Raw genomic sequence first — 13,357 nt, 5'->3', positions numbered from 1 at the left:
ATGATGATTTTTACCAAAAGAGATCTAAATTTAAAAAAGAAAATTGAATTAGATTTTAGCGTTGAGGTTTCAAAAGAAAGAGACTATCAAGAGTATTTAATTTCAGAGTTTAAAAATGCTCAATTTAAAGGTCTAATAAGATATTCAGACATGATTGAAAATGTCGAAATTCAAGGAGTTATTGATTTTGAAATAATGGCTTTGGATGCACGTACAGGCGAGGTTTTCCCGCATAAAGATAGTTTAAACTGAAATGATACGTATACTTTTAACCAAAAATATAGTGATCAACAAAATTTGTTGTTAAACGACCAATTATTACTAGATGAATTAATTATTGATGAAATTCTTTTAAATATTCCTTTAAACTTATCTAATAATTATGGTACAATTTCTAAGGTTGGTAAAAATTGAAGTTTATTATCAGAAGATCAATTTAACGAACAACAAGAAAATCGCGTAGATGAACGCTGATCTAAACTTCTTGATTTACAAGAAAAAGACAAAAACATTAAATAAAATAGGAGGTGTAAATATGGCTGTACCATTTAGAAAGACCAGTAAGGCTGCGAAAAACAAACGTCGTAGTCACTTGAGCTTGGTTTCAAACGCAATTATTTCTTGTCAAAACTGCGGTGCAATGATTAGACCGCACCGTGTATGTAGAGAATGCGGAAATTACAAAGGTAAAGAAGTAGTTAAAATTGATAACTAATTCTTAATAGAAGCGATATTATTAATCATTTAACTCCATCATGTTTAAAACATGATGGAGTTTTTTTATTTAATATCCAAAAATTCTTTAAATATGGGTTTAAAAGTGGGGCCAAAAACCACTGTTTTTTTCTTTAGTTCAAAAAATAAAATAAAAAAATATTAAATATTGTTTTTTTTAATAGGATATAAGTTGATAAAACAAGCAAAAACCCCGATAAACACTGGCTTTTTGACCATTTTTACTTTTTATAATATTTATCGTTTTTTTGAAAATAATTTGCAAAAATGTTGCCTAAGACCATAAAAAGATATATAATGTTTTCAAGTGGGAGAAAGTGGGGGATTTTGTGTTATTAGGTACATTTGAACATAATTTAGATGAAAAATCTCGATTAACAATCCCTTCAAAGCTGAGAAACCAATTGGGTGATACCATTTATGTTTCAAAAGGATTTGAAGGTTGTTTAGAGATTAGAAGTCAAACAGAGTTTGAGATCTGATACAAAGAAATCTCACAACATAGTTCTACTAACTCTAATGCAAGACTAGTTGCAAGACAGATTTTTTCAAATTCCGCTGAAATTGATTTTGATAACGCTGGAAGAATTAAAATTCCAGGTAATTTATTGAATTTAGCGGAAATTTCAAAAAGCGTGCTGCTATTAGGTATTGGAGACAAAATTGAAATTTGAGATGTTAAAAAGTATGAAGAGTATAGCAATGGTCATTTGACCGACCTAGAAGAAGTTGCCAACCAGTTAGGCGGAGCTAAATAATGAGTGAACATCATGTTCCTGTTTTATTAAAAGAATCAATTCAGATTCTCGATATTAGAGATTATGGTATTTATGTTGATGCAACTTTAGGTCGTGCAGGCCACAGCAAGGAAATACTAAAGCGTTTAACAGTTGGGCAACTGTATGCTTTAGATCAAGACAAAACTGCAATTGATTATGGTGAGAAAGAACTAGCAAATATTAGTACTAATTTCAAAGTTCTGCAAGGAAATTTTAGCGAAATTCAATCCTTATTAGCTTTAAATGGTGTTTTCAAAGTTGATGGAATACTATTTGATTTAGGCGTTTCATCACCACAATTTGATAATTCACATCGAGGATTTAGTTATCGTTTGGATGGTAAACTTGACATGCGTATGAATCAAGAAACCAATGATTTAACTGCATGAAAGGTTGTTAATCAATGAGGACTTTCGGATTTAATTAAAATCTTTAGAGAGTATGGCGAAGAGGATTATGCGGTCCGCATCGCTAATCGAATTATTGAATCAAGATCACAACAAGCGATTGATACAACCTTGCAACTTGTTGATATTATCAAAACAGCACTACCTCAAAAGGTGTTAAAGGAAAAGAAACACCCCGCTAAAAAAGTGTTTCAAGCTCTAAGAATTTGTGTGAACAATGAAATGGAAGTTCTTGAAATGGGGATAAAAAGTTCTTTAAAGATTTTGAATAAAAATGGTGTGTTAGCAATTATTACATTTCAGTCACTAGAAGAAAAAGTGGTTAAAAAAATTTTCAAGGATGTCACAACTGATGAGAAAGATAAATTAATTTCAAAATTACCAGTTGAGGTAGCTTCTGAAAAAGAATTTGAACTAGTTGTCAAAAGACCAATTAAACCCAGCAAAGAAGAATTAGAAATTAACAACCGTGCTCATAGCGCAAAATTGTGAGTAATTAAAAAAAGATAGAAGGAGTTAAAAAAAATGAAAAACGAAATATATGCCGCATTGGAAATAACTAAAAACGAATTTCGTTTCGCCGCTGGTAAATACCAGGCTAATAAAACTTTGAAAATTTTACATAAATTCAAAGAAATCGGTAACTGATTAAACGAAGAAAATGAAGTAATCGATTTAAAAAGTACTGCAAATTTATTGGCTCGTGTAGTTAAAGAATACGAAAGAAACTTCAATAAAAAAATATTAAATATTGCGGTTGTTGTTCCTGAAAAAGACACTGAAATTAAAGAGGCGATATCAACACTAAATATTAGTAATGGAGGGGCTGCAAGAATTGTCAATTATCAAGATATAAACCATTTAAATAACGAGGCAAAAGATGTTAACTATTCAGATAGTCGCAAAGTCGTTTCTATTAAACCAACTCGTTATGTAATTGATGACACCTACAAAAAGGGTGTGGCTCCAATCGGGGCTGTAGCTCATAAAATTGCTATGTATTCAAACGTATATACAGTACCTTCGAAAGTTTACAACTCTCACCTTCAAGTCGTAAAAATGGGGGGATATGAAGTTTTGAACTGTCTAATTAAACCATATGCTTTAGCTAGACAAATTGTTAATATTGCGGACTTAAGAAACAAAATATCTCTTGTGGTAAACTGAGATTCAGAATATATTTCATTAAACATTTTTGCTCAAGAAACTTTAGTAAGAATTACACCAATTAATGTCGGTCTTGATAAAATGGCTGAAGAAATTGGGGCTAAAATTTATACTAAACCAGATGTTGTTAAAAAATACCTTTTCAAAATTTTAGATTTCAAATCAAACAATTTAAGCGAATCAATAATATATCGTAAACACTTAACAAGTGAAAATAAAAACTTTGAACTAACAATCGGAGAATTTAAAAGTATTTTCCAAGAAGCTATTTCCGGGGTAATGCGCAAATTAAACAATATTATTAAACGTGAAATTATCGAAAATACTAATAATGATTATCAAATTTATCACACAGGTAAAATTACTGAAATATCTGGTTTTGAGGACCTTTTAATTTCAAAAGATTTAATAAATCACCAAATGATCTATTATTCAGATGTAATTGGGGGAAATGATATTTGAGCAACTGCGCTTTGTGGAATTATGATTCAAGAACATATAACAAATAAAAATAGCAAACTAATAAAAACTTCAACAGGGGTTGAAAAAGCGGAGGAAATTGATTTAAACCAAAATGAAGGTGCAAAACACAATCACTCACATCAAGAATCAACTCATGGACACGGACATAGTCACGGTCAACCAAGATTAAATCCCCAAATTGGTCAACCAATGTTCAATCCCCAAATGGGTCAACCAAGATTAAATCCCCAAATTGGTCAACCTAATAATTACCAAAATTTACAACAAATGCCAAATATGTCAAGATCTAATTTTCAATAAAATGACAATTTTGCTTAACAAAATGGTATTATAAAACAAACGGAAAAAATCATCTGTTAATAATATTTTTTAATAAATAAACTTAGTTAGGAGAATAAAAATGAGCGAGATTAATTTAAATTTAAACCAAACTGCCAAAATTAGAGTAGTTGGAGTTGGTGGAGGAGGTTGCAATGCCGTTAATAGAATGGTTGAAGAAAACGTTCAAGGCGTGGAATTCATCGTTGCAAACACCGATGCTCAAGTTTTAGCTGCAAGTAAAGCTGAAACTAAGATTGTTATTGGTGCAGAAATCTCTAAAGGCCTAGGAGCAGGAGCTAATCCAGATATTGGAAGACAAGCTGCTATCGAAACCGAAGCTAAATTAAAAGAGGTACTTTCAGGTAGTGATTTAATTTTCATAGCCGCTGGAATGGGTGGGGGTACTGGAACCGGTGCTGCTCCTGAAATCGCTCGAATCGCTAAAGAGACTGGAGCCCTAGTTATTGGGATTGTAACTAAGCCTTTCAGATTTGAGGGTCGCATGCGAAACTCTTACGCTGTTCAAGGAATTGAAGAATTGCGTAAATATGTTGATTCAATTATAATCATTTCAAATGATCGTTTATTGGATATCATTGGAGGAATACCTGTTGCTGAATCATTTAGAGAAGCTGATAATATTCTAAAACAAGGAGTTCAAACCATTACTGATTTAATTGCAGTTCCTTCAGTTATTAACTTAGATTTTGCTGATGTAAGAACTGTTATGCGCGGAAAAGGGAATGCCTTATTTGGAATCGGAATTGGAAAAGGTCCTGACAAAGCAATTGAAGCTGCTAACAAAGCAATTACTTCATCACTTTTAGAAACAAGTGTAAGAGGGGCTAAGGATGCTATTGTTAACGTTACTGGTGGTAAAAATGTCTCACTAAATGACGCTTATGATGCGGTTGATATTGTTCAACAAGCGAGTGGAGAAGATTTAAATATTATTTTCGGAATTGCTATTAATGAAAACCTTGATGATGAGTTGATTGTAACAGTAATTGCTACTGGTTTTGAAGATGACTATCGCAAAATGGATCAATCTTATAATCAAGGATTCCAACCAATGAACAACCGTCAAAATATTGAACCAGAACAAAGAATTCAACCACAACCACAACCAAATAGCGTTAATGATTATGACCAACAAGTTAATCATCAAAATATGCAACCTTTTAACGAAAGTTTTAATGACGAGTTTGATGACGAACCGTTGCAAAATGCCTACGATCGTCGCACGCCATTAACTGAAAGACAAGATCCAAAAAGACCAAGTTTTGTTCAAGAAGAAGAAAATGAAATGGTCTCGATTCAAAACCGTATGAATCGTTTCAAGGAAGGCGAAGAAGGTGCTAAGCCTGAATCACGTCCAGTTCAAGTTTTAGATAATAGTGATGATGATGGAGATTTTCCAACATTTTTAAGAAAAAAATGGTAGACAATTATGGGTTGAAGAAAAGATAAAAAAGCCGAATCAGTTAATAAAGATTCACAAAACCAAGCATACCAACCAGCACATGAAAAACCACTAAACAATCGTTTTAGTTTTGAAAATGAAGTTTTTGACATTAGTCACACAACACATTTTGAACCAAACAGCTATAGTGATATTCAAGAAATTGCCGACGCTTTAATTAGATTTCGTAAAGCAACTGTTAATTTTGCTAAATTAACAAGCGAAGATAAGGTTAGAGTTATTGATTTCTTAACAGGGGTTATGTATGGTCTGGATGGAGATTATCGTAAGCTAGATAATAAAATTTATCAATTTATACTGCAGCACTAGAATCAAAAAGAGTATAAACTCTTTTTTGTGTTTAAGGAGGAACTATGGAAGATCGTTTTATCGCCCGTAAAATAATAAATTTATTTAATAAAGCTCATAATTTGGCTTTTTTGAGTAACTCTTCAACGAAGGTGAACTATAATTTAGTTAAGCTATTCAACACCACCTTTGATGATCAATTCAAAGATAACCCCTTATACATTGGGGAAAACATTAAACTAGAAAATATTAGTTTTAAGTCACAAGATAATATTAATCTCTCTGGAACGATTTATCGCAATCCAGTCAAGACAAATAAGTGAATCATTGGCCTACACGGTTATTCGAGTTCAGGGATTGCTAAACTATTTTCAATTTGAAACTATCGCGAGTTAGGTTACAATTTAATGGTTTTTGATTTTCGGTGTCATGGTAATAGTGAAAACGACGTGATAACTTTAGGATATAAAGAAAATTGAGATTTAAAAGCCGCTGTTGAATATTTGTGGTCTAATGAAGTAGTGGAGCTAATTGGAATTTCAGGAACAAGTATGGGAGCATTTACTTTGAATTATTTTTCTGTTACCGAAGAGGAGTTTATCCGTAAACACAAAATCAAATTTGGTATTTCGGATTCAACTTTTTTAAGCGCTCCAAGAGCTTTGGAATATTTAATTAGCCATCAAGCCCCAACTATCTTTGGTAATTATTTGTCAGTCATTAAAAAAGATATCATTGATATTTATCGTGAGGAAAAAAATGTTAATTTAGAAAATTTAGACTATTTAAAGTTGATCCCCAAAAACTTGAAGAGTTTTCCGATTTTGTTAATTCACACAATCGATGATAATGTTACTCACTACCAAGATAGTGTTAAAATATATGAAGCAAAAAATAAAGCTGAAAAAAATCCTGGTAATGAAATCAAATTATTTGAATCTGGGGGACATACAAAAGCTATTGTAAAAAACTATGATGAATATATGAAGGTCTCAAATCAATTCATTATTAATAATCAATAAATAATTTAAGGAGCTTTATTAATGAAAGAAAACGAAAAAAGCATTTTAGTAGAATTAAACAACGTCTCTAAAATTTTTAAGAAGGGTGCTTGGGCCTTAAAAAAAATTAATCTAAAAATTTATCAAAATGAAATCGTTGCTTTTTTGGGAGCTAATGGTAGTGGTAAAAGTGTTTTGGCAAGCATTATTGCCAATAATCTGGTTCAGAGTGCGGGATTTATTGATTATTATTTCACTCAAGATTCAGTTTTTGAATCTGTAGGAATTCAATTTCGCGATCAAAATTGACCAAGTGGTTTCATCACTAAAGATATTATTGATTTGTATAGAAATATTTTCGCAATTGAAGATGAAGTTTGAGTTCAAACTTTGATTGAGGTTTTTGAAATCAATGCTTTTTTAAATAAAGCCTTGTCTAAATTAAGCGTTGTTAACTTGCAAATGTTTAGTTTATTTTTAGCCTTTTTTCACAAACCAGAATTGGTAGTGGTGGATGAAATTTCCTCATCGATTGGTTATAATTTTAGAACAAGAATTTTTGAATTTTTTGAAAGTTTTGTAAAAAATTATAACGGAACCTTGATTATAGTTTCACCAGACCATGATTTCATTGATCAGTATGCCTCAAGAGTTATTTTTCTAAATGATGGACACATAATTGATGACCGTAGCATCTTTGACTTGGAGCAAAATTACTTATCAGCTGCCAACTACATTAAAAAAATTAGCAATGAAATTAGTTCTAAAATTATCAAGCCTAAACCAGATCCATTCTTTAAACCAATTTTAAAAGATTATAATAATAAAATAGTTAGCTTGAAAAAACAAATTGAAAAAATCTTTGAGAAATATCCATTTGTTAAAGAGAGTTCTTATGAAATTTTTGTGGAGAATACTTTATTTTACTTCGACGAGATAAATAATAAAATCGTGGAGTTGTCAAATGAGAGTTTGGAAAAAGAAAATGTAATTGCAGTTAGAAGACTCATTAAATTAAATAATAAGAAAGCAAAAGTTGAGCTAAAAAAAATTAAGAAATTTGCTAAGCGAAATTCACAGTTCCAGAAACTAAAAAAAATTGAAAAAGAAATTAAACAATTCTTAGAATACTTAAATAACAATATTAAATCAATCTTTAGAAATAATGAAATTATTTTTGGAGGCAAAAAGAAACAACTTTTAAATATTAATGTACAACAAAGCGAATTGGAAAAAATGAAACAAAAATATATTCGCAAAGAATTAAAAACCATCAAAATTGAAAGACGAAATTACAAGAAGTTTAAACGTAATTTAAAATAGTTAGAGGGAATTTTTATGAAGAAAAATTGAATAATTTTTAAAAAACTTTGAAAAATTCAATTTCATAATTATTGAACAGATATTACAAATATTGTTTTGGGAGTTGTTTTAACGACTTTTACCCTAATTTGCTGATTGATGTTTAAAAATAAAGGTGTGGAAACTGATAGATTTTTACTAGCATCAGCCATCGGGATTGCTGTAATTAGAAACTCGCTGTATAATTTTGGACGTACGATAAATGATTTCAACAACAAACATCTAGTAAAAGCCTTCTTGCTAACACCAATTTCAAAAAGGGTTTTAGTATTTTCGCTTTTGAGTTTTAATTTTGTAATGAACTTTATGGTAATTTTTTTACTATTTGGAATCGGGATGTTATTTCCTGAGCAACGTTTGTTGTTAAAAAATGTTAATTGATTAATTTTTATTAGCTCATTATTTCTAATGATTATATTATCAAATTTGATTGCAATTATTGTGGCTTTTAGTTTTAAAAATAACGAAGTGATAATTTCAATATTTGTCTGATTTTACTTCATTCCAATGTACATGTTAGGATTAGGAGTTCCTTATTATTTAATTAACTCAAATGACACTTTAAATATCATAACCTACTTTTTCCCGCACCGATATGTTCTAAATTTAATGCAAGCGGGATGAATCGGAGACACCACGATGTCCTATCCAATGGGGGATGGAACATTTGCTAAAAATGGTTTTGGATATTTGAATCAAATCTGAATCCCATACTTAGTTACTGGATTGTTAATATTAATCTCAGGAATTTGAATTTCAATAATTTTTTATAAAAGGTTTTCGTATAATGCCAAAAGATTTAAAGGTTATCCGGGAATTCACAAACATCTAAACCGTATTTATCGTTTTAAAGAAGCTAGAAGCATTCAAGAAATTGAAAATATTGATTCAGGTAGAAAAACGGCTGAGAAAATTGGCGAACCTCCCAAGCCATTCAAAGGGGGTCCAAGATAATGAGAAACAATTTTATAACAATTTTAATTCTTTATCGACTCCAATGAAAAAACTGACTAAAAGGTTATGTTAATATCTCTCTAGGAATTGGAGTAACAATTCTGACCCTGATTATTTGGCTATCTTTTAAACAAGATGATCCGTTCTTATTGATTTCCGCTGTGGCTGTTGGAATTGCTAGAAACTCTATTAGCACATTTTTGAGAACCATTTCGGATTGAAGAATTAAGGGATTTAGCACACGTTTAGATAACTCACCAATTCCTAATTCGATTAAGTTCTTTGCGATATTTTCATTTAATCTATTTAACTGTATGTTTGTAACTTTGTTGGTTTTTGGAATTGGACAAATATTTTTTGTCGAACAAAGAGAGTACTTATCTCAAATTAATTGAGCAATGCTATTAACAGGTTTATTTTTAATTTGACTTATTTCAATCTTATTGAGCTATGTTATTTATATTGCCTTTAAATCTCAACAAGTGATATTGGCAATAGCAACCTTGCTTTATTTCTTTATTACTTATCTTTTAGGTTTGGGTTTCCCATATCACCTAATTATTCAATATGAGTGATTAAAGATCTTGTTATATTTCATACCACATCGATATATGATTAATGTCCTTCAAGCAGCATGAGTTAACGCTCCCAATATGAAATATGATTTTTATAGTGGTTCAGAGCTGAAATGATCTGTGGATTTTGGTTTTAATGGGCAATTATGAATCCCATATTTAGTAACAATCATAATGATTATAGTTTTTACCTTGATAATTCTGATTAATTTTATTTGAACGAATCGTTTTCATCAAATTGAAGCAACTGGCTTTAGATCGTTTAAAGCTCGCGGATTGAAATACATCGATGAAATTAAAGGAATTTCTGATTTGCAAACTTTAGAGGCTATTAATAAAACTCGTGAACTCGAAATCAGAGTTTATCGTGTAAAAATGCGCTCAATTAATTATAAAGTTAAATTTGATATTGACAAAAATGATAAAAGTAGGAATAATAAAAAAGAATAGGAGTGTTATTATGAGTTCATCGAATGAAAATAATGAATATTTTGCTAAATTAAAATTTCTTCAAGATGAAAATTTGCACCTCCGACAAGAATTAGAAGTTTTGCGTGCAAAACACCAATATTTGGACGAAGGGGTTGCAAAAACCAAAGAGGTTTTTGATGTAGCAAATCACAATGCTGAAAAGATAATTATGAGATCTTTGGATTTCTCATATAATGTTAAACAAGCAATAACAAAATTATTAATTAACCTAAGAGATTTTAAAGACGATGAACAAAGCTTTTTGCAAGTTATTGATAATTTCTTAGTTAGAAATGAAAAGATATTTAATTTTGAGAAAAACGATATCGCAAAAGTTGCTCATATAATTAAAGAAGAATTATTAGAAAATATGTAACAAAATTATTTTTTTAGTTATAATATAGTTAGTTAAGACAAGGGTTTTAAAATAATAATTTTCAGAGAACTGGTGGTTGGTGCGAACTAGTATTTATTTTTAAAACCTATCACTTGATTTTTTTATTCACTAATTTTAAATTGAGGCATTTTTAATGCAAACAAGGATGGTACCGCGCTAATTCGCTCCTTAATGGGGTGAATTTTTATTTTATAAGGAGACAAAAATGGCAAATTACAAAGAAACACTTTTAATACAAAATACAGATTTTGACATGAGAGCGGGATTGAAAGAAAAAGAACCCAAAATTCAAGAACGCTGAGAAAAGTTAAATATTTACAATAAGAAATTACAATTAAACAACGAAAAACCGTTATTTATTCTCCATGATGGGCCGCCATATGCAAATGGAGATATCCATGTTGGACATGCTTTGAACAAAAGTTTAAAGGATTTTATCGTTCGTTGAAAAAATAGTAGTGGATATAAATCTCCATATATTATGGGATGAGACACTCATGGACTACCAATTGAAACAGCCATCGCCAAAACTGGAGTAGACAGAAAAAAGGTGAGTCCTGAGGTTTTTAGAGACTTGTGTAAAAATTATGCAATTGAACAAATCGAAAATCAAAAAAAAGGTTTCAAACGTTTAGGGATTTTTACAGACGAAAACGTTATTTATCGTACTTTAGACCCAAGTTTTGAAATTAGTCAATTAAAGCTATTTGCTAAATTAGTTGAAAAAAACCTAGTTTACAAAGATTTGAAGCCGATCTTTTGATCACCTTCAAGTGAAACGGCATTAGCAGAAGCTGAAATTGAGTACCAAGATGTTAAGTCACCAAGTATGTATATTGCAGCTAAAGTTGTTACTACTAAGGCTTGAAAAAATAGCGCAAAAGATTACTTCGTAATCTGAACAACAACTCCTTGAACTATTCCAGCCAATCAATTAATTGCGGCGGGAAGTGAAATTGAATATTCATTGGTGAAAGTTAAAAATGATAAACGTCGTTTTGTTGTTTCCACAGATTTATTGAAAACAGTTACAGAAACAATCGGTTGAGAAGATGTTAAAATTTTAGAAACATTTACAGGAAAAGTTTTAGAAAATTCAACTTACCAACACCCACTTTATGAGACAAAATTGTCAAAGGTAGTTTTAGGAGATCATGTTACAAGTGAATCTGGAACTGGTTTAGTTCATACAGCTGGGGGATTTGGTGAGGATGACTATTTACTTGTTAAGCGCGAGAAAATGCAGGCATTCGCTCCAATTGATAATGCTGGTTATTTTGATAAAACTATTGAGGATAAAGATTTAATCGGGATTTTCTATGATGATGCAAATAAGATTGTGGGTTCAAAATTAACAGCCAACCAAAATCTGTTGAAAATGAAATGAATTACCCACTCGTACCCTCATGATTGAAGAACTAAAAAACCAGTTATTTGAAGAGCTACTGCACAATGATTTGTAGGATTAAAACAAGTAATCCCCCAAATCGTGAAGCAAATTGATAATGTAAAAACAAAACCAGAATGAAGTCAAAACCGATTAAGATCATTAATTGAAGGTCGCGAGGAATGAACCATTTCTCGTCAAAGACTTTGAGGAGTGCCTATCATTGGATTTTATGACAGCAATGAAAAATTAGTTTTAAACTCTGAGGTAGTAAATTATGCAATCGATATTTTAGCCAAAGAGGGAACAAACGTTTGATTCACTAAACCAGCCGATCACTTCTTACCAAAAAATTGACAAAATAAAAATCTAACTAAGGAAACAGACATATTAGATGTTTGATTTGACTCGGGATGTTCAAATTTAGCTTTACAAGAAAGATTCCCAGAATTTAAACGACCATTTGATGTTTATTTAGAAGGAAACGACCAATATCGTGGTTGATTTAACTCTAGTTTAGTTAACTCAGTTATTTGAGATGGTCAAGCTCCATACAAGGAATTAATCACTCACGGAATGACCAATGATGAAAAGGGTAAAAAAATGTCAAAATCAATTGGTAACACAATTGACCCAATTGGAATTGCTAATGAAATGGGAGCGGATATTCTAAGACTTTGAGTTGCATCAACAGATTACACTGATGATCAAAAAATTGGACCAGAAATATTAAAACAAGTTGGTGAATCTTATAGAAAAATCAGAAACACAATTCGCTTTATTTTAACTAATTTAGAGGACTTTGATCCAAGTAAAAATTATCAAAAAGAACTAACTCAAGTAGATGAATATAGCTTGCATAAATTATCAGTATTTAAGCAAAAAATTATTCAAGCCTATGATAGTTATCAATTTAACTTGGTTTACCAATTATTAAATAACTATGTAAATAATGACTTATCAGCATTTTACCTAGACTTTATTAAGGATATCTTGTATATTGAGAAAAGTGATAATTTACGTCGCCGTCAAGTTCAAACAATTTTATACGAGCAATTATGAGTTTTAATTGATACAATAAGACCGATCTTAATTCACACTAGTGAAGAAATTTATGATAACATTAAATTTATTAAAAAAGAAGAATCAGTTCACTTATTAGATATTAAAAAACAGGACTTTATTAACAAAGAAGCGTTTGTTAAAAAATGAGATTTATTCATGCAATTCCGTGATGAGATTAATAAAGCCTTAGAGTTAGCGCGTAATGAAAAAATCATTAAAAAATCATTTGAAGCTCAAGTGGAAATAGAAATTAGTAAAGAATTTGAGGAAATGAGTAAAATAATTGACTTAAGTCAAATATTGATTGTTAGTCAAGTTGAATTTAAAAAAGTAGCAAATCCAAATTTTATAGGTAAAATAGGTAAAGTAAGCATAAAACTTCGCGAAGGTCTTAAATGTGAGAGATGTTGAGGAATTTTTTCAACATTAAAAACTGAAGACTTGTGTGAACGTTGCTTCTTAGTAATTAAGAAATAAATTTT

At 30.5% G+C, this 13,357-nt stretch carries 13 protein-coding genes; all 13 read left to right on the top strand.

Annotated features, from left to right (window positions below; translation table 4 throughout):
* Window positions 1–3 precede the first annotated feature (3 nt).
* The 13 genes from AACK87_RS02960 to ileS all read left to right on the top strand — a co-directional run bounded on the left by AACK87_RS02960 (window position 4) and on the right by ileS (window position 13,352).
* Window positions 4–519 carry a hypothetical protein gene (locus AACK87_RS02960; protein WP_338971367.1) on the top strand — a complete coding sequence of 172 codons (516 nt, stop codon included), beginning with the start codon at window positions 4–6 and terminating at the stop codon, window positions 517–519.
* A 16-nt stretch (window positions 520–535) separates the two neighbouring features.
* Complete coding sequence (rpmF, locus tag AACK87_RS02955; RefSeq protein ID WP_338971364.1) at window positions 536–715, top strand: 50S ribosomal protein L32; 180 nt, start codon at window positions 536–538, stop codon at window positions 713–715.
* 349 nt (window positions 716–1,064) lie between these two features.
* Complete coding sequence (gene mraZ, locus AACK87_RS02950) at window positions 1,065–1,493, top strand: division/cell wall cluster transcriptional repressor MraZ (protein WP_338971361.1); 429 nt, start codon at window positions 1,065–1,067, stop codon at window positions 1,491–1,493.
* Window positions 1,493–2,431: a 16S rRNA (cytosine(1402)-N(4))-methyltransferase RsmH gene (gene rsmH, locus AACK87_RS02945; protein WP_338971358.1), complete on the top strand. Its 939-nt coding sequence runs from the start codon at window positions 1,493–1,495 to the stop codon at window positions 2,429–2,431. Before mraZ ends, rsmH begins: the two co-directional genes overlap by 1 nt.
* A 15-nt stretch (window positions 2,432–2,446) precedes the next feature.
* On the top strand, window positions 2,447–3,871 hold the full coding sequence (locus AACK87_RS02940; RefSeq protein WP_338971355.1) for a hypothetical protein: 1,425 nt from the start codon (window positions 2,447–2,449) through the stop codon (window positions 3,869–3,871).
* Window positions 3,872–3,971: 100 nt separating this feature from the next.
* The gene (gene ftsZ / locus AACK87_RS02935) at window positions 3,972–5,336 is read left to right on the top strand and encodes a cell division protein FtsZ (protein WP_338971352.1); all 1,365 of its coding nucleotides are present in this window, start codon (window positions 3,972–3,974) and stop codon (window positions 5,334–5,336) included.
* 6 nt (window positions 5,337–5,342) lie between these two features.
* Window positions 5,343–5,684, top strand: a complete 342-nt coding sequence (gene sepF, locus AACK87_RS02930; RefSeq protein WP_338971349.1) for a cell division protein SepF — start codon at window positions 5,343–5,345, stop codon at window positions 5,682–5,684.
* Between the two features lie 44 nt (window positions 5,685–5,728).
* The gene (locus AACK87_RS02925) at window positions 5,729–6,685 is read left to right on the top strand and encodes an alpha/beta hydrolase (protein WP_338971346.1); all 957 of its coding nucleotides are present in this window, start codon (window positions 5,729–5,731) and stop codon (window positions 6,683–6,685) included.
* A gap of 21 nt (window positions 6,686–6,706) precedes the next feature.
* Window positions 6,707–7,987: an ATP-binding cassette domain-containing protein gene (locus AACK87_RS02920; protein WP_338971342.1), complete on the top strand. Its 1,281-nt coding sequence runs from the start codon at window positions 6,707–6,709 to the stop codon at window positions 7,985–7,987.
* A 15-nt stretch (window positions 7,988–8,002) separates the two neighbouring features.
* The gene (locus tag AACK87_RS02915; protein WP_338971340.1) at window positions 8,003–8,980 is read left to right on the top strand and encodes a hypothetical protein; all 978 of its coding nucleotides are present in this window, start codon (window positions 8,003–8,005) and stop codon (window positions 8,978–8,980) included.
* Complete coding sequence (locus AACK87_RS02910) at window positions 8,980–10,005, top strand: hypothetical protein (protein WP_338971337.1); 1,026 nt, start codon at window positions 8,980–8,982, stop codon at window positions 10,003–10,005. The genes AACK87_RS02915 and AACK87_RS02910 overlap by 1 nt, the downstream gene beginning before the upstream one ends.
* Before the next feature lie 10 nt (window positions 10,006–10,015).
* Entirely contained in the window at window positions 10,016–10,402 is a 387-nt protein-coding gene (locus tag AACK87_RS02905; protein ID WP_338971335.1) for a hypothetical protein, read from the top strand.
* A 226-nt stretch (window positions 10,403–10,628) separates the two neighbouring features.
* Window positions 10,629–13,352: an isoleucine--tRNA ligase gene (gene ileS, locus AACK87_RS02900; RefSeq protein ID WP_338971332.1), complete on the top strand. Its 2,724-nt coding sequence runs from the start codon at window positions 10,629–10,631 to the stop codon at window positions 13,350–13,352.
* Window positions 13,353–13,357 lie beyond the last annotated feature (5 nt).

It is taken from the genome of Spiroplasma endosymbiont of Panorpa germanica (assembly GCF_964019765.1).
Classification (GTDB): domain Bacteria; phylum Bacillota_I; class Bacilli_A; order Mycoplasmatales; family Mycoplasmataceae; genus Spiroplasma_B.
Note: the sequence above shows the minus strand (reverse complement) of the source record. Positions and strands in the feature narration are given on the sequence as shown.